22 protein-coding genes and 2 pseudogenes are annotated in these 23,879 nt (G+C 67.8%); 17 read left to right on the top strand and 7 right to left on the bottom strand.

Annotated elements, in window-relative coordinates:
- The first annotated feature begins 44 nt into the window (after positions 1–44).
- The 3 genes from VE172_RS17195 (at position 45) to clpX (ending at position 2,842) form a co-directional block, all read left to right on the top strand.
- Positions 45–698, top strand: coding sequence for an ATP-dependent Clp protease proteolytic subunit (locus VE172_RS17195; RefSeq protein ID WP_324803172.1), 654 nt, complete (start codon positions 45–47; stop codon positions 696–698).
- Positions 699–700: 2 nt separating this feature from the next.
- Positions 701–1,336, top strand: a complete 636-nt coding sequence (locus tag VE172_RS17190) for an ATP-dependent Clp protease proteolytic subunit (protein ID WP_324803171.1) — start codon at positions 701–703, stop codon at positions 1,334–1,336.
- 231 nt (positions 1,337–1,567) lie between these two features.
- Entirely contained in the window at positions 1,568–2,842 is a 1,275-nt protein-coding gene (gene clpX, locus VE172_RS17185) for an ATP-dependent Clp protease ATP-binding subunit ClpX (protein WP_324803200.1), read from the top strand.
- Positions 2,843–3,504: 662 nt separating this feature from the next.
- Here the strand turns inward: clpX and VE172_RS17180 are convergent.
- The 3 genes from VE172_RS17180 to VE172_RS17170 are packed head-to-tail and all read right to left on the bottom strand — an operon-like array spanning position 3,505 to position 4,739.
- On the bottom strand, positions 3,505–3,765 hold the full coding sequence (locus VE172_RS17180; protein WP_324803170.1) for a hypothetical protein: 261 nt from the start codon (positions 3,763–3,765) through the stop codon (positions 3,505–3,507).
- Positions 3,758–4,054, bottom strand: coding sequence for a hypothetical protein (locus VE172_RS17175; protein ID WP_324803169.1), 297 nt, complete (start codon positions 4,052–4,054; stop codon positions 3,758–3,760). Before VE172_RS17175 ends, VE172_RS17180 begins: the two co-directional genes overlap by 8 nt.
- The gene (locus VE172_RS17170) at positions 4,047–4,739 is read right to left on the bottom strand and encodes a hypothetical protein (RefSeq protein WP_324803168.1); all 693 of its coding nucleotides are present in this window, start codon (positions 4,737–4,739) and stop codon (positions 4,047–4,049) included. The genes VE172_RS17175 and VE172_RS17170 overlap by 8 nt, the downstream gene beginning before the upstream one ends.
- 699 nt (positions 4,740–5,438) lie before the next feature.
- Between VE172_RS17170 and VE172_RS17165 the strand changes: the two genes are divergently transcribed.
- Positions 5,439–6,299 carry a helix-turn-helix domain-containing protein gene (locus VE172_RS17165; RefSeq protein WP_324803167.1) on the top strand — a complete coding sequence of 287 codons (861 nt, stop codon included), beginning with the start codon at positions 5,439–5,441 and terminating at the stop codon, positions 6,297–6,299.
- Positions 6,296–6,520: a DUF397 domain-containing protein gene (locus VE172_RS25730; RefSeq protein ID WP_414715117.1), complete on the top strand. Its 225-nt coding sequence runs from the start codon at positions 6,296–6,298 to the stop codon at positions 6,518–6,520. Before VE172_RS17165 ends, VE172_RS25730 begins: the two co-directional genes overlap by 4 nt.
- On the opposite strand, the gene VE172_RS17160 is transcribed toward VE172_RS25730, so the two are convergent.
- Together VE172_RS17160 and VE172_RS17155 are read right to left on the bottom strand one after the other, a co-directional pair.
- Positions 6,420–6,863, bottom strand: a complete 444-nt coding sequence (locus VE172_RS17160) for a hypothetical protein (RefSeq protein WP_324803166.1) — start codon at positions 6,861–6,863, stop codon at positions 6,420–6,422. The genes VE172_RS25730 and VE172_RS17160 overlap by 101 nt on opposite strands.
- Before the next feature lie 783 nt (positions 6,864–7,646).
- Complete coding sequence (locus VE172_RS17155) at positions 7,647–8,519, bottom strand: GNAT family N-acetyltransferase (protein ID WP_324803165.1); 873 nt, start codon at positions 8,517–8,519, stop codon at positions 7,647–7,649.
- 88 nt (positions 8,520–8,607) lie between these two features.
- Between VE172_RS17155 and VE172_RS17150 the strand changes: the two genes are divergently transcribed.
- The 7 genes from VE172_RS17150 (at position 8,608) to VE172_RS17120 (ending at position 18,457) form a co-directional block, all read left to right on the top strand.
- Positions 8,608–10,341, top strand: a complete 1,734-nt coding sequence (locus tag VE172_RS17150) for a GMC family oxidoreductase (protein ID WP_324803164.1) — start codon at positions 8,608–8,610, stop codon at positions 10,339–10,341.
- A 141-nt stretch (positions 10,342–10,482) separates the two neighbouring features.
- On the top strand, positions 10,483–13,557 hold the full coding sequence (locus tag VE172_RS17145; protein WP_324803163.1) for an ABC transporter permease family protein: 3,075 nt from the start codon (positions 10,483–10,485) through the stop codon (positions 13,555–13,557).
- 3 nt (positions 13,558–13,560) lie between these two features.
- Positions 13,561–14,427: an ABC transporter ATP-binding protein gene (locus tag VE172_RS17140; RefSeq protein ID WP_324803162.1), complete on the top strand. Its 867-nt coding sequence runs from the start codon at positions 13,561–13,563 to the stop codon at positions 14,425–14,427.
- Positions 14,424–15,065 (top strand): ABC transporter ATP-binding protein, encoded by a 642-nt coding sequence (locus tag VE172_RS17135; protein WP_324803161.1) that lies wholly within the window; start codon positions 14,424–14,426, stop codon positions 15,063–15,065. Before VE172_RS17140 ends, VE172_RS17135 begins: the two co-directional genes overlap by 4 nt.
- A gap of 47 nt (positions 15,066–15,112) precedes the next feature.
- The gene (gene dacB, locus VE172_RS17130) at positions 15,113–16,687 is read left to right on the top strand and encodes a D-alanyl-D-alanine carboxypeptidase/D-alanyl-D-alanine endopeptidase (protein WP_324803160.1); all 1,575 of its coding nucleotides are present in this window, start codon (positions 15,113–15,115) and stop codon (positions 16,685–16,687) included.
- Between the two features lie 249 nt (positions 16,688–16,936).
- Positions 16,937–17,461, top strand: coding sequence for a hypothetical protein (locus VE172_RS17125; protein ID WP_324803159.1), 525 nt, complete (start codon positions 16,937–16,939; stop codon positions 17,459–17,461).
- A 54-nt stretch (positions 17,462–17,515) separates the two neighbouring features.
- Entirely contained in the window at positions 17,516–18,457 is a 942-nt protein-coding gene (locus VE172_RS17120) for a methyltransferase domain-containing protein (RefSeq protein WP_324803158.1), read from the top strand.
- Here VE172_RS17120 and VE172_RS17115 read toward each other — a convergent pair.
- Positions 18,445–18,924 (bottom strand): cupin domain-containing protein, encoded by a 480-nt coding sequence (locus tag VE172_RS17115; RefSeq protein ID WP_324803157.1) that lies wholly within the window; start codon positions 18,922–18,924, stop codon positions 18,445–18,447. The genes VE172_RS17120 and VE172_RS17115 overlap by 13 nt on opposite strands.
- A gap of 167 nt (positions 18,925–19,091) precedes the next feature.
- On the opposite strand from VE172_RS17115, the gene VE172_RS17110 reads away from it, so the two are divergent.
- From VE172_RS17110 to VE172_RS17100, 3 genes and pseudogenes are all read left to right on the top strand, one after another.
- Complete coding sequence (locus tag VE172_RS17110; protein WP_324803156.1) at positions 19,092–20,828, top strand: coenzyme B12-dependent isobutyryl-CoA mutase large subunit; 1,737 nt, start codon at positions 19,092–19,094, stop codon at positions 20,826–20,828.
- A gap of 50 nt (positions 20,829–20,878) precedes the next feature.
- A complete protein-coding gene (locus tag VE172_RS17105) occupies positions 20,879–21,406 on the top strand; it encodes a MarR family winged helix-turn-helix transcriptional regulator (RefSeq protein WP_324803155.1) in 528 nt (175 codons plus the stop codon).
- Between the two features lie 216 nt (positions 21,407–21,622).
- Positions 21,623–21,967: pseudogene (locus VE172_RS17100) on the top strand (isochorismatase family protein); the annotation flags it as partial.
- A 186-nt stretch (positions 21,968–22,153) separates the two neighbouring features.
- Here VE172_RS17100 and VE172_RS17095 read toward each other — a convergent pair.
- Positions 22,154–23,017 (bottom strand): Fpg/Nei family DNA glycosylase, encoded by an 864-nt coding sequence (locus VE172_RS17095; RefSeq protein ID WP_349258431.1) that lies wholly within the window; start codon positions 23,015–23,017, stop codon positions 22,154–22,156.
- 37 nt (positions 23,018–23,054) lie between these two features.
- Here VE172_RS17095 and VE172_RS17090 point away from each other — a divergent pair, with 37 nt between their 5' ends.
- On the top strand, positions 23,055–23,453 hold the full coding sequence (locus VE172_RS17090; RefSeq protein ID WP_324803153.1) for a VOC family protein: 399 nt from the start codon (positions 23,055–23,057) through the stop codon (positions 23,451–23,453).
- A 69-nt stretch (positions 23,454–23,522) separates the two neighbouring features.
- Positions 23,523–23,879, top strand: a pseudogene (locus tag VE172_RS17085) (hypothetical protein); the annotation flags it as partial.

Here is a 23,879-nt window from a genome sequence, read left to right as displayed (position 1 = left end):
TCGCATTGCATACGGATAAGGACCTGAAAGCAAGAGAGGCCGACATGACACATCTGGACAATCCGTTCGCCCCCACGGCACGTGGTGAGGACGCCGCGAACTACGGCTTCGACGACATGGTCTACAACCGGCTGCTCAAGGACCGGATCATCTTCCTGGGCACCGAGGTGACCAGCCAGGTCGCCAACCGGCTCAGCGCGCAGCTGCTGCTGTTGGCCGCCGAGGACCCGGAGCGCGACATCAGCTTGTACATCAACTCGCCCGGCGGCTCGGTGTACGACGGCATGGCGATCTACGACACCATGCAGTTCATCAGCAACGACGTCTCCACCATCGCGATGGGAATGGCCGCGTCGATGGGGCAGTTGCTGCTGTGTGCGGGCACCCCCGGGAAGCGTTACGCCCTGCCGCACGCGCGCATCATGATGCACCAGCCGTCCGGCGGCATCGGCGGCACCGCCTCCGATGTGGCCATCCTGGCCGAGCAGATGCTGTACACGAAGAAGATGTTCCAGGAGCGGGTGTCGTCCCACACTGGACGGACGCTGGAGGAGATCGAGTCCGACTCCGATCGTGACCGCTGGTTCACCGCCGAGGAGGCCAAGGACTACGGATTCATCGACCAGGTCATCACCGGTGCGACGCAGGTTCCCGGTGGCGCGGGAACCCGCAGCTTAGGTACAGAAGGGACGCAATAGACATGGACTACGACTTCAACGCCCGCTACATCATTCCGTCGTACACGGAGAAGACCTCGTACGGGGTCAAGGAGATGAACCCGTACAACAAGATGTTCGAGGACCGGATCATCTTCCTCGGGTCTCCTGTGGACGACACCTCCGCCAACGACATCATGTCGCAGCTGTTGGTGCTGGAGGGTAATGACCCCGAGCGCGACATCGAGATCTACATCAACTCGCCCGGCGGCTCGCTGACCGCGCTGATGGCCATCTACGACACCATGCAGTACATCCGCTGCGACATCCGCACGGTGTGCATGGGCCAGGCGGCCTCGGCGGCGGCGGTGCTGCTGGCGGCGGGCGCCCCGGGCAAGCGCCTGGCGCTGCCCAACTCCCGGGTGATCATCCACCAGCCGTCCACCGAGGGCTCCTACGGCCAGGCCTCCGACATGGAGATCCAGGCCCGCGAGATCCTGCGGATGCGCGAGCAGATGGAGGAGATCCTGGCCAAGCACTCCGGCCAGAGCATCGAGAAGGTCCGGCGTGACATCGAGCGCGACAAATTCCTCAATGCCGAGGAGGCCAAGGAATACGGCCTGGTCGACTCGGTCATGGCGTACCGCAAGAAGAACAAGCCCGCCGTCACCTCGGCGTGAACATCCCTCCGGTGGTCGAGGCGCACAAACAGTCTGGCGCCTCGGCCCCCGGACGGCTAAGGTCGGTTGTGGCATCGGTCTTCCGATGCACCGGTTGGCTTCGCGGTCGGCGCCCTGCTCAGGCGTCGGCGGGGGACTATTTTGGACTTCGTTTCGCTTCGCGACCTGGTCGCGGGGCATGACGGTAGCAGGGAGTGGGCAGGCGTGGCACCACGACTGGGCGAAAGCGACATGCTGAAGTGTTCGTTCTGTGGAAAGACGCAACGTCAGGTCAAGAAGCTCATCGCCGGACACGGCGTGTACATATGCGACGAATGCGTTGACCTGTGCAACGAGATCATCGAGGAAGAGCTCGCCGAGACGGCGGAGGCGTCGTGGGGCGACCTCCCCAAGCCCAAGGAGATCTGCGAGTTCCTCGATGAGTACGTGGTGGGGCAGGAGGACGCCAAGCGCTCGCTCGCGGTGGCCGTCTACAACCACTACAAGCGGGTGCGGCTCGAGGCGGGCGCCCAGCGCTCCCCCCACTCGACATCGGACGTGGAACTGTCCAAGTCGAACATCCTGATGATCGGCCCGACTGGTTCGGGCAAGACACATCTGGCCCAGACCCTGGCCAGGATGCTGAACGTCCCCTTCGCCATCGCCGACGCCACGGCGCTCACCGAGGCGGGCTACGTCGGCGAGGACGTCGAGAACATCCTGCTCAAGCTGATCGTGGCGGCCGACTACGACATCAAGCGCGCCGAGACGGGCATCATCTACATCGACGAGGTCGACAAGGCCGGACGCAAGTCCGAAAGCCCCTCGATCACCCGCGACGTCTCGGGCGAGGGCGTCCAGCAGGCCCTGCTGAAGATCCTGGAGGGCACGGTCGCCTCGGTACCCCCGCAGGGCGGGCGAAAACACCCCCACCAGGACTTCCTCCAGATCGACACCACCAACATCCTGTTCATCTGCGGCGGCTCCTTCCAGGGGCTGGAGTCCATAGTCGAACAGCGGCTCGGCAAGCGGGGCCTGGGTTTCACCGCCCAGCTGCGCAGCCGCTCGGAACGCAACTCCGACGACCTGCTGGCCGAGGTCATGCCCGACGACCTCCTCCAGTTCGGGCTGATCCCCGAGTTCGTCGGCAGGGTCCCCGTGCTGACGACGGTGCGCCACCTCGACGAGGACACCCTGATCAAGATCCTCACCGAGCCGCGCAACGCGCTCATCAAGCAGTACCAACGACTCCTGGAGCTGGACGGCGTCGAGCTGACCTTCGAACCCGACTCCTACCAACCGATCGCCGAGGCGGCCCTGCTGCGCGGCACGGGCGCCAGGGCGCTGCGGGCCATCCTCGAAGAGGTGCTGCAGCCCGTGATGTACGAGATCCCCAGCCACGCCGACAAGGTCGAGCGGGTGGTCATCACCGCCGACGTGGTCGGCAAGAACGTCAACCCCACCCTGGTTCCCCGGACCAGCCCGTATCGGCAGACGAGGACGTTGAAGCGGCGTAAGACGGCGTAGCCGTGTCGCGATAGTTCAGGGGCGGGGAGGTGCGGCTGCCTCTTCCACGGCGAACAGTTTCCACGGTTCTCGCCGTTGGGAAGCCGCGGGTTGGGTTGGGTGCTTGGTCTGCCGCCCCCGCGGGGTTGACCGCGTCGGGACGGCAGGCGGTCGTGAACCTGTCGCTCCCTCATTGGCTGCGCGATGGGGAGTTGCGTCTGCCGTCGCGTCATCTCCCCCAGCGTCGTCGTGGCCTGGCGCGATGTGAGATGGCTGTCGGGTTCCTCTTGGTCGCCTTGGTTCGGCGTCGCTTTGTGGACATGGCCTTGTATTTCGCTTGGAGGTCTCCTGCCCATCCGAGGGTGTGTCGGAAGTGGTCGGTGAGTGGTGTGCAGGGCCAGGGCTGCCCGCACTCCCCGCATTTCGGTAGCACCCACAACAGGGGGAACAAACCGAGTGCGATGACGGCCCTCAGTCGCCTTTTGGGCAGGTGTCGTTTCGGGATCTCGAATCGCTTGCCGACTTCGCGTGCCCTGTCGGCCAGTGGCCCATGGGGGTACATCAGACCGAACCTGAGTGTGGGTGCGGTGTCGGGGTCGAACACACGAACGTGCACGGGACCCCAAGGGCCCTCTTCGGTGTAGCTGTGGACAGTCATGGGTTTGTGGCTCCCCCTTGGCTTCTTACTGTTGTTCTCTTGCTTGGGTGATGAAGGTTTGGGCCTGTTCCAAATCAGCTGCTGCCGAAAACAGGACCCCGAGTGCGTTGGTGATGTGTTCGCTGGCGGCGATGATCAGCATCGGGTCGTTGCCGAAACCGATACCGTGTCCGAGCTGGGCGATGCGTTGTGCGAGTTCTTCGGCGTTGCCCGTGTGCATGTGCGCCTCATTCGCCATCGCCACGGCGTTGCCGACAGCTTCGGACAGTTCGTCCAACTCAGACATGAGGCAGCGCCCTCGAAAGCTTGCGATGCGTGCGCCACAGGTTCTGTGCCTGGCGAATCAGATGCCAGCGCACGGCAGGTTCACTGGCCCAGATGCCGTGTGGCAGGGACACTTTCAACACGGGGCGGGAGCTGTCGATGTCCTTGATCGACCCCAGGTGTGACGCGATACCCCTGTGCCCGATCACATCGAGATGCACCGTGAACGTGCCCTCAACAGTGACAGCCGAGACCTGACGCATCGACGCGTGGAACAACCCGAGCATGATCACCACAGCGGAATCACTCATCGCCCTCACCCTCACCGTTGGTGCTTGGTTCCTCGGCCGCGGCGGGTGTGGGGGTGTTGTCTGCCGTCCCGTTTTCGGGTTCGGTGTTGGCAGGGGCGTGGTCGCCGTGGTGGTACGGCTCGCGCAAGCAGCCTGGTTCGGGGCAGAACAGGGTGATGGGTTGCCCGCTTGCTTGCGCGTCGCACAACATCGCCATCTCACGGGTGAGTCCTGGCGTGGTTTCTTCGAACGCCGTGGCCAGTTCGATGGCACGGATACGAGCATCGTGGGGACCATGAGCACGGTAAGGCAGCAGGACGCACCAAATCGTCGTTTCGCCTTGGGCTGCTTCGAGGTTCGCGTTGGAGTGGTGGGGCGGATTAGAGGGTTCGGTCCACACCAGGTACATGCCGTCCCTGCCTCGATGCGCGAAGGCAGAGTCAACCGTGGTGTACCAGCCCACGGGACGACCGACGTCCAACAGGACGCAGGAGCCGTCGTTGGCTTGGATCCCCTGGAAAGCCACCCTCGCGCGTAGCCCATCCGAAGACTCGGTGATCTCGCAGAACGCGAAACGACGACCCCGCTGGGAACGCGCAGCAGTCGCCAACTTCGCGTGAAGACTCATGTCTTCACACACGGGCGCGGGCGGTGGCGGGTCCTCGTTGGGTTCGAGGAACTCGACGTCGCAGGTACGAAGAAGCATGACAATGTTTCCCTTCTGGACTATTGGATGTGGATGGGTGGGGCGGGCGCGCAGGCACACGAGGCTGGCGCCGTTTGGGTGCAGGACGAAGAGACCCCGAAACAGCAGCGACCTGTGTGTGGTGGAGGAAAACCCACGCAACCCGCCCCACTCGCGCGCAGCCCACCTCACGAGGGCATGCGCGACTTGTGGAGAAAGCTGTGGACTAAGCGTTGGGCGGGGATCGCCAACGGCGGGTCATCAGGACGATGACGATTGCCGTGGTGGACGCATCCCGAGACGCGGCAGTGCTGCCCAGGCACGCGACGGCGAAGCTGACGCGGGAACGTTGGATCGGCCGATGCCCTGCGGGCGGCGACCATCCACCACACCTCCACCTGGAGGCGGTGAATCGAGGCGACGACAATGTCCTCACCGTTCACTGCGCTGGGTAGCGAGTGGCACACTTGACGACGTTCGGTTATCTCCTCCACGAGGAGACCTCCGTTCATTAGGACTGGGGCGGGACGTAAGTCGCCAAACTTTGATGACCCGCCCCAGTCGTTTTCCTCCCGAAGTCGCTGAGCGACAACGGAAGCCTCTATTCAATTCGCAGCTCAGCCCTCGAAATCACCTTCAGTGACTAGAGCCACACGCGTAGGCTAGCATGGGTCGTAACTTTACGCAATCAGTGTCCTACGGGTTTTGGAGATCCTGTCGATGGCGAAGAACAAGGCCTTGTCGTTGAGGGTGCAGTGGCTGGGCGATCGGCTGCGACAAGCGCGAGACGCGGCGGGGTTCACTTTGGAGGATGCTGCCGAGTACCTGCAAATTCGCGGGGCAACCCTCAGTCGGTTCGAAAACGGGGTGTATAGGCCCAAGCCGTCCTATGTGCGTGATCTAGTGGACTTCTACGGGATATCGGATGAACCCGAGCGGGCAGTATTGTTGCAGCTCAACGAGGATGCCTGGCGTAAGGATGTCTGGATTGGCAACGCCAAGAACATTGACAAAGACTTCATCGACTACGCATGGCTGGAAGCCAGGGCTTCCAAGGTTTGTGTCTTTGAACCCCTACTTATCCACGGACTTCTACACACGCCCGCATACGCCGAAGCTCTAGCCACGGCTGGCCTCGGAGACAGCGCCCCACGTGAGGAGATCGAGCGCACAGCTACGGTGCGGGCGAAACGCCAGACGATTCTGGACGGCGACAAACCCTGTGAACTTTCTGTCGTACTTGAAGAAACGCCCTTGCGCCGAGCGATTGGCGACCCCACAACGCAAGCAGCACAACTGAAGCACCTGATCGATGCGGGAAGGAAGTCGAATATAGATATTCGTGTCCTCCCTCGCCGAGGCCGTTGGCACCCTGGCTTGGACGGACCATTCACGCTCATCGACATGCCTGACCCCTACCCCGATGTCGTTTACATCGAAACCCTTGTGGGGCGCACGTTTCTTGAAGATGAGGCGAAGGTCGATCAATACCGACAAGCGTACGATCGGCTTCATGAACAAGCTCTCGCCCCTCGAGAGTCGACGAAACTCATACGAGAAGTGATGAGGGAGATCGAGTGACCACGGTCCCACCCCAACAACCAGGTTCAGGCCGCCCAGGCATCACATGGCGCAAAAGCACCCGCAGTTCGAGCAACGCCAGCGCAAGCTGCGTGGAGGTCGGATTGTTGCGAGCTCGCGTTAAACCTCACTCAACCACTGAGCCGCAAGGGTTTCAGCATCAGTTAGGTACTGATCCAGGTTCGCCTGCATCGACTCAGACTGATCCACGATCTTCCTGATCGCCAGAAACTGATGGCGCAGTTGATCGGCGGGCGCGATCTCGTCCAACAAGTGGTCCTCGCCGAACAAGACCCGCAACAAGCCCTCCATCACCAACGGCTTGAACGGCGGATCCGCCCTCCGAAAATCGTCGCGCATCTCGTTGACAAACTTGGTGATCGCGGCATGGCTTTGATCGTGCTCGAACCTGTGCCCCGCAGCGCCCGCGAACATCGCCGCGACGTACACGGCATACGCCTCGCGATCGGCATCAGCGATCTGCTGATTGAGTTCGCGTACCTTTGGCCCGTCGCCCAGGGCCACGGCCTTGACAACTCCACGGAAAAGCTGATTACGTCCCATAAGCCCTTCTTCCTGACAAGTCGCGACAGTCCCTCAACAGCCACGGCGGTAAAAATAAGCGCTGTACCGACAACATCAGTCGCCTTGACATCAGAAGCGTGAGGGACAGGCGTGGGAGCCTGCACCAACGCCACCGTAGAGGCATGCGTGTCACCGTATGAGTGTGGATCGTAGTCATCGTCGATGGTATGCGAGACGCTGTCCGTCATGTCTTCAGCGACATCAGCGACATCGCTGGCGTTCCGAACGAAAGCTCGCCCAAACCGCTGCGCCTTCGACTTCCCGCTGTCACCCTCATCGGTGCTGGCCAGTTCCTGGTGCAAGGCATCAGGCTCATCAGGGCCACCCTTCGGTGGTTCAACGGGATTATCGACCTCGTTTCGCCACGACGACTCAGACGGCGAAGCGACACCCTGGTCTGTTAAACCGTTACCCCGTGCCGACTCGGCGGTCGACTGCATCTCCTTGAGCTTGTTGATCGCCTCCACCAAGATCCCGTCAGCCTCATTGCCCTGCTCCACCGACGACCTGATGGTCGCCCCCGTGGCCTCAGCACCCATTCCCTCGAACTGGCCAGCCAGATCCTCGCCATCCGACTTCGCCTGCCCCACAGACGTTTGCGCCTGCTCAACGGTCTGAATCGCCACACCAATCTGCGCGGAGTATTCGTCGATACTGGACACACCCATGCCTTCCGTCAACCCTCAACGACCCACATTGTCCCGTGGCCGCCACCACACGGTAACGCATCGAAATGCCTGGATCACTCCCGCGGCGGCGATGTCACCGTGTCGTGGGACTGGTGTACGAGAACACGTAATTGATGTGGTCGCCCACGGGCCGATACCCGATCCTGCGGTAGACGCCGTTGCTGGTCGGGTTGGCCAGGTCGGTGAACAGGACGCATCCCGAAACCTCGGGGCGCGAAAGGATCTCGGCGCTCACCTCCGCGACCAGCGCGCTGGCGTAACCTCGCCCGCGCTGCTCCCGTGGCGTGTAGACCCCCTGCACCCGCACCACGCCCGCGACGTTCAACGACTCCAGCGTCATCGACACGGGCTCGCCGTCGACCTCCCACAGCCACTGTGGCTGACTCTTGGCCAGCCGCCGATCGAACGACTTCGCCAGTTCGGCGGGCCCTTGGGCGTGCCCGCCCTCGGCCTCCAGCGAGAACCGATCCAGCCAGTCGATCACCACGCCGCGGTCTTCCGCCCCGACCGCCCGCCGTCGTCCCTCGACGCCCTGTGGGTGCCGCACCTCGTCGATGGAGAACAGCCGCGTGGCCATCCCCGCCCGCGCCGCGCATCCCGTGCGCACCGACCACAGCGCCACGAACCGTTCCACGGTCGCGGCGGGCCCGTTCACGGCGGTCAACTGCGGGCGCGCGTCCTCGACCGCGCCCACCAACGCCTCCAGGGCCGCGTCGGATATCGCGGTGACGTACAGCCCGTGCGGCGGGGTCTGAAACGACACCCCGCACACGCCCTCGTCGTCGACGAGGCGGATCCACAGGTCGTCGCCCTTGGCGTCCATGACGCCCTCGGTGCGCTGCGCGATCACCGTGCACGCCACGGTGTTGGCGATCGGGTCGCCGCCCAGCCAGGGCGCGACCTCGCGGTAGAAGGCATCGACATCGGTGTCTATCTCACAGCGCATCCGCTCATTCTGGTGGACGGGTGCCCAGGCGCCCAACGATTTTGGCGGGGGTATCGAAAATCCCGCGATTCTGGCACACTTCTTACCCATGAGTAAGGACGCGGAGCACTACGACGTGCTGGTCATCGGCTCGGGCTTCGGCGGCAGCGTGGCCGCGCTGCGGCTCACCGAGAAGGGGTATCGGGTCGGGGTGCTGGAGGCGGGCGCGCGCTTCGACGACCCGAGCCAGCCCGACCCCGTGAAGCGGCACGCCAGGCTCCCCAAGACCTCGTGGCGGTTTCGGCGGTTCCTGTGGGCGCCGAAGCTGGGGCTGCGGGGGATTCAGCGGGTGCATCTGCTGCGGGGCAAGCGGGGCAGCCGGGTGCTCGTGTTGGCCGGGGCCGGGGTGGGCGGGGGTTCGTTGGTGTACGCCAACACGCTGTACCGTCCGCCGCGGTCGTTCTTCGATGATCCACAGTGGGCGGGGATCGCGGACTGGTCGGCCGAGCTGTCGCCGTTCTACGATCAGGCGCGGCGGATGCTCGGGGTGGTCGACAATCCCGTCGACACCCCGGCCGACGCCGCGATGCGGCGGGTGGCGCAGCGGCTGGGGGTGGCCGATTCGTTCCGCTTCACGCCCGTGGGCGTGTACTTCAACGAGGGGCAGACCGAGGCCGCCGACCCGTTCTTCGGCGGCGCGGGGCCGAAGCGGCGGGGCTGCATCGCTTGCGGCGCCTGCATGACCGGGTGCCGCTCGGGTGCCAAGAACATGCTCACCGAGAACTACCTGTTCCTGGCCGAGCGGGCGGGCGTCACCGTGCACCCGCTGACCACCGTGGACGAGCTGCGGGCCGTGGACGGCGGCTACGCCGTGCGGGTGCACCGCACGGGGGCGCTGGGCCGCGGGCGGCGGACCCTGACCGCCGACCAGGTCGTGGTGGCGGCCGGAACCTATGGGACCCAACGCCTGCTGCATCGGATGCGGGACGCGGGACGGCTGCCCGGGCTGTCGGCGCGGCTGGGCAAGTTGACGCGCACCAATTCGGAGGCGATCCTCGGCGCGATGCGGTTCGGCAAGCGCGGCGACGATCACTCGAAGGGGCTGGCGATCACCTCGTCGATCCACCCCGACGAGCACACCCACATCGAGCCGGTGCGCTACGGCCCGGGGTCCAACGCGATGGGGGCCTTGTCGACCCTGCTGGTGGACGGGTCCACACCGGACGCCAAGGCGCATCGCTGGCGCACGCTGCTGAAGTTCGCGGTGTCGCACCCGTGGGATGCGGCGCGGCTGCCGTTCCTGCGGCACTGGTCGCGGCGCACCGTGGTGGCGCTGGTGATGCAGAACCGGGACAACTCGATCAACGTCCGCGCCAGGCGCGGCAAGCTGCGCGCCGAGCCGGGGCACGGCGAGCCGAACCCGACCTGGATCCCGGTGGGGCACAAGGCGACGCGGTATCTCGCCGAGGAGATCGGCGGGCTGGCGGGCGGCACCTGGCTGGACATGTTCAACGTGCCCACCACCGCGCACTTCCTGGGCGGCTGCGTGATCGGGGAGTCCGCCGAGCGCGGCGTGGTGGACGCCTATCACCGCGCCTTCGGCCAGCCGGGTCTGCACATCGTGGACGGTTCGACGGTGTCGGCGAATCTCGGCGTCAATCCGTCGCTGACGATCACGGCCCAGGCCGAGCGGGCGCTGTCGATGTGGCCCAACCGGGGCGACGACGATCCGCGCCCGGGGCTGGGGGAGGGGTACCGGCCGGTCGCGCCCGTGGCGCCGCGGCACCCGTCCGTACCATCGGAGGCGATCGGAGCGCTCCGCCTTAACAATAGAGAAACTTAACTCTTTGATTACACCCTTTCATCGGCTTGGCAACGAAAGGGACACGGCGCCGGTGTTACCCATGGGTCGGTGTGATGCTGAAGCGAAGCAGGGTTGGCCGGACGAGGGGCGGTGCGATATATGTCGATATTCCACGTGATCATGCGCGGAATACGCTTTCGCCCAGGTCGATCGGCCGTCGTGCTGCTGTTGGCCACCGTCGCCTTCACCACCGCCGTGCTCACCCCCGCCTACATCACCGCCGCCCACCAGTCCCTCATCACCGACCAACTGCGACAGACCCCCGTCACCCAGACCGAGACCCGCGTCCACGCCGACATCTCCGGCGCGGGCCGCGGAGCCGCGGTGTGGAAATCCGGCGCGCTGTTCGACCGGATCGGCGCCGCGGTCGGCTCCCGATCGGCGCTGTCGGTCTACCAGCACCCGATCCGCTACGCCGAGGCCCAGGTGGGAAGCCTCCACGCCAAGATCGACGTGTTCAGCTCCGTCGTCTACCGCGAGCACTTGTGCGGCCACCTGACCATGCTCAAGGGCGGCTGCGCCACCAAGCCCGGCGAGGTCCTGATGTCCAAGCGGGTCGCCAAGCTCGAGGGCCTCGGCGTCGGCGACCACTTCACCCTGTCGGACAAGAACCAGGAGGGCAGCTCGCCGCCGTCCACGGTGACCATCGCGGGCGTCTACCAGCCGCGCGACGCGGAGTCCGCCTACTGGGGAATGGACTCCCCCTTCACCCTGGCCGACATGGGCGACGTCACCTACGCCGACGGCCTCCTGGTCACCCACTTCCGGGACATGAGGGCGATGACCGTCGAGGTCACCGCCGGGCTCGAGTACTCACTGGACATTCCCGGCGTGCGGCTGGGCAACGCGGCGTCCATCACCGACGACCTGATCGGACTCGACCGCCGCTCCACGGTGAGCGCCCCCGGCGGCGACCCGCTCAAGATCAAGGTGTCCACCAACTTCACCAACATCATGAAGGAGGCCACCAAGAGCCGCGACGCGGTGTCCGCGTCGGTGCCGATGGTGACCGTCCCCCTGATGCTGCTGAGCTGGTTCGTGCTGTACCTGGTGGCCGCCCGCCTCACCGAGGAACGCGCCCCCCAGATCGCGCTGGCCAAGCTGCGCGGCCACCGCGGCGCCTCCGTCACCGGGTTCGGCATCGGCGAGGCCGTGACGCTGATCCTGGCCGCCACGCCCCTGGGCCTGGCCGTCGGCTGGGGCCTGGCCCAACTGCTGGCCTGGCTCGCCCTGGCGCCCGGCTCCGACGTCACGCCGAGCGCCGACATGCTGGTGTACGCCGGGATCTCCCTGGTCGGCAGCGTCGCCGCCGTCATGATCGCCGCCCGCCGCACCCTGCGGCGCCCGGTGCTGGGGCTGCTGCGGCGGGTGCCCCACCACCAGACCTGGCGGGTCGGCGCCGCCGAGGGCGCCCTGGCCGTGCTGTCCATCGTGGCCATCTGGCAGGTCCTGTCCGTGTCGGACTCCGGAATGCTGGGCCTGCTGGTCACCCCCGTGCTGGCCATGCTGGTGGGCCTGATCGTCGCCCGCGGCCTGGAATTCGGCGCCCGCCGCGCCCTGCCCCGGGCGCTGCGCCGCGGCAGGACCACCCGGCTTCTGGCCCTGGCGCAGGTCTCCCGCCGCCCCGAGACCCGGCGCATGGTGGTGCTGGTGACCCTGGCCTCGGCCATCGTCACCTTCGGCGCCTGCGCCTGGGACGTCGCCGCCAACAACCGCGACATGACCGCCGACGACGAGATCGGCGCCCACACCGTGTACGAGCTGTCCGGCGCCAACGGCAAGGACGTCACCGACGCCGTCGAATCCCTCGACCCGCACGGCAAGAGCCTGATGGCGGTGATGCGCCGCTTCGACAGCTACGACAACCGGAGCTTCACCACCATCGCGGTGCAGTCCGAGCGGCTGGCGGCCGTCGCCCAGTGGCGCGACCACTCCGGCGCCGACCTGGCCGACCTCGCCGCCGAGCTTCACCCCAAGGCGCTGAAACCGTTGACGGTGCACGATTCCATCGCCGCGAAGGTGACGGTCCACCACGCCAACGGCAGCTACCCCGTCGAGCTGGCCGCCCGCGTCGCCGCCGACGGGCACGACCCCGTCCTGGTGCGGATGGGCGAGCTGCGCCCCGGCACCCACACCTACCACGCCAAGGCGCCCGAATGCGGCCACGGTTGCCGACTGGTCGGCATCGGCGCCTCCCGCTATCCCGGCGACTTCGACAAGATCTCGGTGTCCATGCGCGTCAACGAGATCATCGACTCCCGGGGGACCGTCGAGGCCAAACTGGACGATTGCGACGCGTGGCGCCGCGCCCGCGACATTCCCGCGAAGGTGAACGTCACCACCGGCTGCCACGGCGGACTCGACTTCGCCGTCTCCAGCGCCAGCGCCCACGACTTCCTGGCCGAATACGCCTCGGTGCCGCAGGCGCTGCCGGTCGCGTTGGCCGGCCGGATACCGGCGCCGGAGTCCCATCACGGCGTGTTCATGGCCCAAAGCCCCCAGGACGAACTCGAGGCGTACCGGGTGGCCGAGCGCGTCTCCGCGGTGCCGCGCGGCGGCGCCGACGCCATGGCCGTCGACTTCGGATACACCAAGCAGGCCGCCGAAACCTATACCGCCCTTGACGACCGCGACACCCTGCACTACGAGGTGTGGGCGAACGCGTCGGCGCCGTCCGACGTGAAGGAGCGCCTCGTCGCCTCCGGCCTCGTGGTGAGCAAGGTGGACTCCCGCGACGCCTTCCTGGACCAGCTGGGACGCGGCGCCCCCGCGCTGTCCCTGCTGCTGTACCTCGTGGTGGCGGCGGTCGCGCTGCTGCTGGTGCTCGGTGCGGTGTGGCTGAGCTCCGTGGTCGGGGCCGCGGTGCGCGGCTACGACACCGCCTCCCTGGCCGTGGCCGGGGTGCCGCGGTCGACGCTGCGCCGATCGTCCATCAGGGAGTATCTCTACTGGATCGCGATGCCCGCGGTGGCGGGGATCGCCTCCGGGCTGGCCGGGCTGTGGCTGATCCTGCCGTCGATCCGGTTGGTGAGCATCGCGCCGTCCGACGTGGCCGCCGAATACCGGATCGGGCCCGGGTGGGCCGCGGCCGTCGTCGTCGCGTTGTGCGCGGGCTTCGTCGCGGTGGTCGCCGCCGCCGTGCGCGGTCACCTGAGACGGGCGTCGGCCTCCCGGGTGCGGGAGGGGGAGAGCTGACCGATGTCCTATAAGGCAACCGAACCGCTCAACGTGTCCGCCCGCGGGCTGGTCTACATCTACCGCCTGGAGGGCTACGACGTCGTGGCGCTGTCCGGTGTGGACCTGGACATCGCGGCGGGGGAGTCGGTGGGCCTGGTCGGCCCGTCCGGGTCCGGCAAGTCCACCCTGGTGTCGTTGATGGCCGGGCTGTTGCGGCCCTCGGCCGGGCGGCTGCACGTCGGCGACCACGACCTGGTCAAGGCCACGACCGAAGAGCTGCAACGCCTGCGGTCCCACCAGATCGGCATGGTGTTGCAGGGCACCGAACGCAACCTGGTGCCGTACCTGTCGGCGAGGGACAACCTGCGCTTCGCCCGGCGCGGCGTCCGCGGCTCCCGGCGCCGCGACCTGCCCGAGGTCACCGAGCTGTTGTCGTTGGTGGGGCTGGAATCCCACGCCGACTCCGCGCCCGCCGAGCTGTCGCCGGGGCAGCGCCAGAAGCTCGCGGTGGCCGTCGGCCTGTCCGGCGGCGCCGGGCTGCTGCTGGCCGACGAACCGACGTCCCAACTGGACGCCGACGCCCGCGACGAGGTGCTGGACGCCCTCCTGGCGGTGCACGGCGCCGGGCACACCGTCGTGATCGTGACCCACGACCCCGAGGTCGGGGCCCGGATGGGCCGCACCGTCACCATCCGGGGCGGCCGGGTGGGGGCCGAGGGCCGCCGCGGCGAGGACTTCCTCGTGGTGGGCACCGGCGGCACCGTCCACCTGCCGCCCGAGATCACCCAGCAGCTCCCCCCGGGCACCCTGTTGCGCGTGACCGCCGCCGACGACGGCTCCGTCACCCTGCACCGCGTCTCCGAAGACTCCGAAGAGGACGATCAATGAGTACCGCACTGACCTTCGACGACATCACCGTGAGATACCGCAAGACCGTGGCGCTGCGGGGCGTCAGCGCCAGCGTCGCCCCCGGCGAGCTGCTGGCCGTCACGGGCGCCTCCGGCGCGGGAAAGACCACGCTACTGTGGACGGCCCGCGGGCTCGTGGCACCCGACTCCGGAACCGTTACCGTGCAAGGAGAACCGCCCGACGACCTCGACGACGACAACCGCGTGGTCCTCATTCCGCAGGGCAACGGCCTCGCCTCGGTGCTCACCGCCCGGGAGAACGTGGCCGTGGCGCTGCTGGCGGCCGGCTGGAAACCCGCCGACGCCACCGCGCGCGCCGGCGAGCTGCTGGACGAGCTCGGCGTGGGCGGCCAGACCGAGCAGCTCGCCGAGGAGCTGTCCGGCGGCCAACGCCAGCGCGTGGCCATCGCCCGCGGCCTGGCCCTGCGCGGATCCATCGTGTTGGCCGACGAGGTGACCTCCGACCTCGACGTCGACAACCGCGACCACGTGTTGGACCTGCTGCGCGCCGAGGCCGAACGTGGGGCGGCCGTCGTGCTGGCCACCCACGACAGCGAGGCCGCCGAGGCCTGCGACTCCCGCCTCCACCTCAAGGACGGCCTGGTCGTCGACGCCTGAAATTATGGACCCCGCCAAACGCGCGGAGTTCCCATAACATCACGGGCATGAAGACATTGACGCGTGTCACCGCCGCGGCCTTCTGCCTGGCGTTGGCCGCCGCTGTGGCCTCCGCCGCCCCCGCCTCGGCCAAGGACGACGACGGACCGCTCGGCGAGGCCATCGACAAGATCCTCGCCGCCCAGAGCCTCCAGGGCTCCCAGGCCGACGTGGTGGTCAGCGACGCCAAGACCGGCGACGTCATCTACGACCACAATGGAGACGGGCGCGCGATCCCCGCCTCCCTCACCAAGACCCTCACATCCACCGCCGCGATGGACACCCTCGGGCCCGACTTCACGTTCACCACCGACGTGGCCAGCACCGGGACCGTCCGCCACCACACGCTCGCCGCCGACGCCTACCTGCGCGGCACCGGCGATCCCACCATGCTGGCCGCCGACTACGACAAGCTGGCCAAGTCCCTGGCGGACAAGGGAATCAAGCGCATCGACGGCGACCTGGTCGCCGACGACACCGCCTACGACGACACGCGCCTGGGCCTGGAGTGGGCCTGGGACGACGAGCCGTACTACTACGCCGCCCCGGTCTCGGCGCTCACCATCGCCGCCGACGACGATTACGACGCCGGAAGCGTCGTGGTGACCGTGAAACCAGGGGCCTCCGAAGGGGACAAACCCAAGGTCTCCTTCAGCACCCCCAGCGGCTACCTCAAGGTCGACAACCGCGCCACCACGGCCGCCAAGGGCGCCGACTCCACGCTCGGCGTCGACCGCACCCACGGCGGCAACACCTTCGTCATCTCCGGACAGATCCCGGTGGGCGCCGACCCCGACCAGGAGTGGATGGCGGTGTGGGAACCCACCGGCTACGCCACCGCCGTGTTCCGCTCGGCGCTGCGCGACCACGGCATCACCGTGTCGGGCCACACCCGCCTCGGCAAGCCCACCCCCTCGGGCGCCAAGAGCCTGGCCACCCACGACTCCATGCCACTGTCCAAACTGCTGGTTCCGTTCCTCAAGCTGTCCAACAACTCCCACGCCGAGACCCTCGCCAAGGCCATCGGGCGCAAGGTCTCCGGCAAGGGCACCTGGAGCGCGGGCCTGAAGCAGATCAGGTCCTACGCCTCGCAACACGGCGTCGACACCAAGACCCTGATCCAGGCCGACGGCTCCGGCGAGTCCCGCCGCAACTTCATACCCGCCAAGGCATTCAACGACCTGCTGGTCGGCGTGCGCTCCGAGCCCTGGTTCGACACCTGGTACAACGCGCTGCCCATCGCCTGCCACTCCGACCGCCTCGACGGCGGCACCCTGCGCAGTCGAATGTGCGACACCCCGGCGGAGGGCAACGTCCACGCCAAGACCGGCTCGATGACCGGGGTGAACTCGCTGGGCGGCTACGTCACCGACGCCGACGGCCGCCAACTCGTGTTCTCCATTGTGCTCAACGACCTGGTCGACGACGCCGTCACCGGCATTCAGGACTCCATCGCCGTCACCCTGGCGTCCTATAAGCGGGGCGACGCCGCCTCCGTCCGCGAGCTCGGGAAGATTCCGCAGCCCAAGCGCCACGCCCCGAACGGATTGGAGTGCTCCTGGGTGAAGCCGATCGTGTGCTGACACGGACGGTAGTCGTCCATTCCGCGCCGTTTTTTGGCTGCTCGTCGCCTCGTGTCCGCCGCCCGGGGCCGGATAGGCTGCCCACAGGGCGACTGGCACGGTCCGGATACGCTCGGCATGCCAGGGCCGATCGAAATGGAGTAAGGAGCGGTTATGGGATTGACTATTCTTCCGGTGGGGAAACCGTTGGGCGCGTGTTTTCCCCCGGCCGACCCCCCGGCCGAGGCGCCGGACTTTTACGAAGTGCACGTGGCCAACGAGGTCGAGCAACTAACCGAACTTCAGTGGCAGGTGTATTACGGCGCCTACGGCGATCCCGATCAGCACGCCGAACACCTGGTGGATCGGGACTGGTTGATCAAGAATCTCAGCAACGAGATCTCGGCGTCCAAGATCTCCGCCGAGCTGGACAGCCTGTTGCAGCGGGGACTGCTCGTGGAGAGCAACCTGCGGGGCAACTCCGCCATCGACGTGCTCAACGGATATCGCCTGATCCCCACCGGTGTCGGCATCAGCAACGCCCCCGACAACCCCGACCTGCGGTGGATCGGCCAGCACGGCGAGGGCCTGCTGGGCATCCCGCAGCTGTCGTTCCTGGTGTGGGCGTTCTCGTACCGCACGGCGTCGATGTGGGAGTGCTGCTCGATGTTCGCCGAGAACCCCGATTCGGTGGACGGCGCGTCCGCCGACGACATCGGGGCGCAGATCGCCGACTCTCTGCCGTCCATCGTGTCCATGGAACTGGGTTACCTGGAGCCCGTCGACAAGCAGTGAGCCTTCACCCCGGTGCCCGCCCGCGCGCGGCGCCGGGGTGCCATTGTTGGGGGCATGACCGGCGGCGACTGGAGGCCCCACGCGGCCCGGCTGGCGGAGAAGATGCGCCGCCAGGGGCTGGACGATCCCGCGTGGGTCGAGGCGTTCGCGACGGTGCCGCGCCACGTGTTCGTCGGCGGCGACTCGATCGACGACGACGGGCAGCCGGTGGACACCGCGGGCTGGGATCGCCGCCAACTGCTGCGGCAGTCCTACGCCGACCGCGTGATCGTCACCCGGTTTCGCGAGGTCGACGGCGTCCGGGTGGCCACGTCCTCGGTGTCACAGCCGGCCATCGTGGCGATCATGCTGCGGCTGCTGGACGTCGCCGACGGCTGCCGCGTCCTGGAGATCGGCACCGGCCCCGGGTACAACGCGGCCCTGCTGTGCGCCCGCCTCGGCGACGCCGACGTCACCACGATGGACCTCCAGGCCGACGTGGCCGCCGATGCCCGAAAAACCCTGGAGCGACTGGGTTTCCGGCCCCACATCGCCGTCGGCGACGGAGCGCTGGGCTGCCCGGCGCGGGCGCCCTTCGACCGCGTCATCGCCACCTGCGGGCTGGACGCCGTTCCGCCGTCCTGGTTGGACCAGCTGGCGCCGGGCGCGAAGGTGTTGGCGCCCATGAACTTCGGCGGCGCCCTGGCCACGCTCGAGCGCGTTGGCGCCGACACCCTGGTCGGCGGATTCGCCGCCGAGCGGGGCTACTTCATGGAACTGCGCCACGACGCCGGAGTACGGCACACGCCGCGCGTCAACCCGCTCGGCGACATGCCCGCCGACCTTCAACTGTGGACGGAGCTGTGCCGGGCCTCGGCGACGCCGGTCGCCGGCGACTGGCACGCCCACGGCGAGCCCGGCCGCGACCGCTTCGGTTACACGGTCACGCGGACCCGCCAGTGGGTGTGGCTCGACAGCCCCGATTCCGGCGTGCGCTGGGAGCTTCAGAGCCAGTAGTTGTCGTGCTCGATGAAGAACTCCTCGCGTTCGGACTCGCTGAGCTCCCCGATGGTGAGCAGGCCCTCGAAGTAGCCCTCGCGGGGCGCGCCGGGCGCGAACAGGATGAGCATCGAGGCCGGTTCCCCCGATTCGTTGCGGAAACCGTGGATGCCGCCCTCGGGCACGTACACGAAGTCGCCGGGCTTGGTGTCCACCCACTCGGTCCCGTTGTAGATCTTCACGGTTCCCGCGGTGACGTAGAACGACTCGGAGATGGTCTTGTGGAAGTGCGGGTCAGGGCCGCTGCGTCCGGGACCCATGTTCCACTGGTACAGCCCGAACTTTCCGTCCGTGCTGGCCCCGGTGGCCAGGTAGGCGGCGGAGCCGCCGTTGCGCATCGTCAGGTTCGGCGGGTCGGTCGCCGGCCGGTAGGTCGCGGTGACCTCGCCGTCGGCGCCGAAGTACTTGGGCTCGGGATAAGACATGGCTCACTCTCCTTTGCGGACCCAGGTTAGCGGTGTTTCGGCCCGGCCGCCGGGTACCGCACGCCACCATGGCCGCGATCGCGACCGGGCTCACCACGCCGCCCTAAGCTTCGTTAAGTCTCGCGGCCTAAGATGGCCACAGCAACGCCGATGCGAAGGGAAACCACGTGGACTCCAACCACATCGCCGAGGGACAAAAGCGCTGGCAGGAACGCTACGACGCCGCCCGCAAGCGCGACGCCGACTTCACCACCCTGTCGGGCATGGACCTCGCCCCGGCCTACGGGCCCGCCGAGGGGGTCGACGACCCGCGCATGGAGCAGATCGGCTGGCCCGGCGAGTTCCCCTTCACCCGCGGCCTCTACCCGACCGGGTACCGGGGCCGGACCTGGACGATCCGGCAGTTTTCGGGCTTCGGCAACGCCGTGCAGACCAACGAGCGCTACAAGCTCCTGCTGCGCTCCGGTGGCGGCGGGCTCTCGGTGGCCTTCGACATGCCCACCCTGATGGGCCGCGACTCCGACGACCCCCAGGCCCTGGGCGAGGTCGGCCACTGCGGCGTGGCCATCGATTCGGCGGCCGACATGGACATCCTCTTCGGCGGGATCCCGCTGGCCGACGTCACGACCTCCATGACCATCTCGGGGCCCGCGGTCCCGGTGTTCGTCATGTACCTGGTGGCCGCCGAGCGCCAGGGCGCCGACATCTCCAAACTGGACGGAACCCTCCAGACCGACATCTTCAAGGAGTACATCGCCCAGAAGGAGTGGCTGTTCCCGCCCGAGCCGCACCTGCGCCTGATCGGCGACCTGATGTCGTACTGCGCCAAGGAGATCCCGCGCTACAAGCCGCTGTCGGTGTCGGGCTACCACATCCGCGAGGCCGGGTCCACCGCCGCGCAGGAGCTCGCCTTCACCATCGCCGACGGCTTCGGCTACGTCGAGCTCGGGCTGTCGCGGGGCCTCGACATCAACACCTTCGCGCCCGGCCTGTCGTTCTTCTTCGACTCCCACATCGACTTCTTCGAGGAGATCGCCAAGTTCCGCGCGGCCCGCCGCATCTGGGCCCGTTGGCTGCGCGATGTCTACGGCGCCACCAGCGAGCGCGCCCAGTGGCTGCGCTTCCACACCCAGACCGCGGGCGTCTCCCTGACCGCCCAGCAGCCGTACAACAACGTGGTCCGCACCGCGGTGGAGGCGCTGGCGGCGGTGTTGGGCGGCACCAACTCCCTGCACACCAACGCCCTGGACGAGACCCTCGCCCTGCCCACCGACGAGACCGCCGAGATCGCGCTGCGCACCCAGGCCGTCCTGATGGAGGAGACCGGCATCACCAACGTCGCCGACCCGCTCGGCGGCTCCTGGTACGTCGAGGACCTCACCAACCGCATCGAGGCCGAGGCCGAGGAGATCTTCGCCCGCATCCTGTCCCTGGGCGGCGAGTCCGACGGCGACACCGCCGGCGACACGGCCCGCGAGGCCATGGCCGCGGGCCGCCACGCCATCGGCCCGGTCACCACGGGCATCCTGCGCGGCATCGAGGAGGGCTGGTTCACCGCCGGTATCGCCGAGGCGGCCTTCACCTACCAGCAGCAGCTCGAGCGCGGCGAGAAGCGGATCGTCGGCGTCAACACCCACACCGACACCGTCTCCAAGGACCTGGAGATCCTGCGGATCTCGGGCGAGGTGGAGAAGGAGCAGAACGTCCTGCTGTCGCAGCGCCGCACCGACCGCGACCAGGCGGCGGTGGACGCGGCGCTGGCCCGCATGGTCGACGCCGCCCGCACCGACACCAACCTGATCCCGTCCATGATGGACGCCGCCCGCGCCGAGGCCACCCTCGGCGAGATCTGCGACGCCCTGCGCGCCGAGTGGGGCGAGTATCGCGAGCCCGCGAGGTTCTGACCGGGCCGAAGGGCTAACGTTTCGACATCGAATACTTTGAGAGGTGGACGATGTCGAAACCCGGCGGCGCCGAACCGGCGCGCGACATGATGGACGAGGTCCAGCGGCTGTGGCGGCGGGCGCGGCCAGACGACGACGTGGGCCCGATGGGCGTGGTGGGCCGGATCCAGCGGGCGTCGCGGCTGCTGGAACAGGGCCACCGCGACTACTTTCGGCAGTTCGACATCGACGACGGCGAGTTCAACGTGCTCGCCACGATCCGCCGCTACGGCTCGCCGTACGTGGTGTCGCCGGGGATCCTGCTGAAGACCTCGTACATCAAGGCGGCGGCGATCACGAATCGGGTGGATCGCTTGGTGGCCAAGGGATACGTGACCCGGCAGACCGATCCGGACAACCGCCGCAAGGTCCGGGTGTCGCTCACCCCGGAGGGCCTGGAGCTCGTGGAGCGGGCCTTCGGCGGCCACGTCGCCAACGAGGACCGCATGCTGGAGGCGCTGGATTCCGGGGAGCGGGAGCAGCTGGCCGGGCTGATGCGCAAGCTGCTGGTGTCGCTGGGTGACGTGCCGGTGGACTGACCGCCCCACTCAAACATTTTGAGGTCAAAATATTTGACGTCACGGCTTTTGCTTGATACGCTTCCCTCGTACATTTCGATATCGAAATTTCCGATGTCGAACTCACGAGCGTAGGAGATCACCGTGAACACCCGCCACTTGGAGCCCCTGACCGCCGACAACGCCGCCGTCCTGCTGGTCGACCACCAGATCGGCCTCTTCACCGGCGTGCGCGACATGGGCACCGCCGAACTCGCCCACAACGTCGCCGCCCTCGCCAAGGCCGCGCTGCGGCTCGGCCTTCCGCTGGTCGTGACCACCACCGAGGCCGAGGGCATGTGGGGCCCGCTGGTCCCCGAACTGACCGGGGTGCTTCCCGACGACCTGACGGTGATCGACCGCGGCACCGTCAACGCCTGGCACGACGACCGGGTGCGCCGGGCGGTGGAGAGCACCGGCCGCCGCAAGCTCATCGTCGCCGGGGTGTCGGTGGAGGTGTGCGCGGCGCTGCCCGCGATCGCCGCGATCGCCGACGGCTTCGACACGTACGTCGCCGTCGACGCGTCCGGGACCTTCTCGGACACCAAGCGCGAAACCGGTCTGCTCCGGCTGTCCCAGGCCGGGGCGGTGGTCGCCGACTACGCGAGCCTGATGGTGGAGATACTCGCCGACAACACCGCCGCCGAGGCGGGCGACGTCTATGCCGCGCTTGACATGCCGTTCGCGTCCCTTGTGGGGCAACTGGTCGCGGCGTCCGGGCGGTTATGGCTATTTGAGCAGCCGGGACATCCGGCGGTCGGCGAGCTTCTTGCCGCCGGTCTGGCAGGTGGGGCAGTACTGCAACGCCGAGTCGGCGAAGGACACCTCCGCGATGGTGTCGCCGCACACGGGGCAGGGCTGGCCCGCCTTGCCGTGTACGCGCAAAGAGTCGTGCTTGTGGGCCTTGAGGTCCTTGGCGGCCAGGCCCGCGCTGGCGTCGACGGCGGCGTGCAGGGTGTCCATCATGGCCCGGTGCAGGACGTCGATGTCGTCGGCGCCCAGGGAATCGGCGATCTTGAACGGGGACATCCTGGCGGCGTGGAGGATCTCGTCGGAGTAGGCGTTGCCGATGCCCGCGATGAGCTTCTGGTCGCGCAGCACCCCCTTGATCTGGGTGCGGCGGCCCGACAGGATGCCCGCCAGGGTGTCGCGGGTGAAGTCGGCGTCCAGCGGGTCCGGCCCGAGGGTCGCTATGCCGTCGACGTCGGAGGCGTCGGCGACCACGTAGACGGCCAGGCGCTTCTTGGTTCCCGCCTCGGACAGGTCGAACCCGGAGCCGTCGTCGAAGGCGACGCGGGCCGCCAGCGGGTGCTTGCCGGGGCGCAGCCGGGCGGCGGGGAGGGCGTCGTTCCAGCGCAGCCAGCCCGCGCGGGCCAGGTGCGTGATGAGGTGGGTTCCCGTGTCGAAGCCGAGGTCGATGAACTTGCCGTGGCGGCTCACCGCGGCGACGCGGGCGCCGTGCAGGGCGGTGACGGGCGGGTCGAAGGTCTTCAGGACGGGGATGGACGCGATGTCGACGCGGGTGACGGTGCGCCCGGTGGCCCGGTGCCGCAGGAAGTCGGCGAGCGCCTCCACCTCGGGAAGTTCCGGCATGCCCACCAGTGTCGCAGCCATTTGGTGAACTGGACGAATGGACGCCCAACCCCGCCTGACGCTGACATCGGTGACCGTGACCGCCCCGGCCCCCCGGGAGCTGGCGCGCTTCTACGCGCGGCTGCTGGGGCGGGAGGTGACCGCCGAGGAGTTCGCGCGGGCGGGGGAGCCGCCCGAGGCGGGGTGGGCGCAGATCCGCGGCGGCGACGGGCCCACCCTCAACTTCGAGTACGAGGCACAGTGGACCGAACCGCGGTGGCCGAGCCGCCCCGGCGGGCAGCACGCCACGCAACATCTCGATATTTACGTGGACGAATTGGAAGCGGCGGTGCGGCACGCCGTCGACGCCGGTGCCCGCCTGGCGGAATTCCAGCCGCAGCACGACGTCCGGGTTCTGTTCGATCCCGCCGGGCATCCCTTCTGTCTGTTCACCTGAGCGGCGGGTGCTCCGGGCTACCGGGTATGTTTACGACGTATACCCCCGGGCAACAGGAGGACCCTTCGGATGAGCGGTGTCGGTGCGCGGTCGATCTGGACCAGTCGCTGGATGATCATCGGCGGCTACGTGCTGGCGACCTTCGTGTTCTCGGCCGCGATGCTGGCGCTGCAACCGGTCTCGGGCATCGACGCGGCGGCGCTGTCCATCGTGCAGTTCGCCCCGGCCCTGGGCGCGCTGGTCGCCTGGGCGCTGTGGCGCCGCGCCGCCGCCGACAGGCGACCGGGCGCGGTGCCCAGGCGCCAGGTCGTCGCCCACACCGGACTGATGGTGGCCGCCTGCGTCCTGTTCGCGCTGGTCGCGGCGGGCGGGGCGCTGTTCGCGGGGCGGCAGCTGGTGGGCGCCGCTCCGGCGGCGGGCGTGCCG

Origin of the sequence: Stackebrandtia sp. (assembly GCF_035643755.1) — a bacterium.
Lineage (GTDB): Bacteria > Actinomycetota > Actinomycetes > Mycobacteriales > Micromonosporaceae > Stackebrandtia.
The sequence above is the reverse complement of the archived record's forward strand: the minus strand, read 5'-3'. Positions and strand labels throughout refer to the sequence as shown.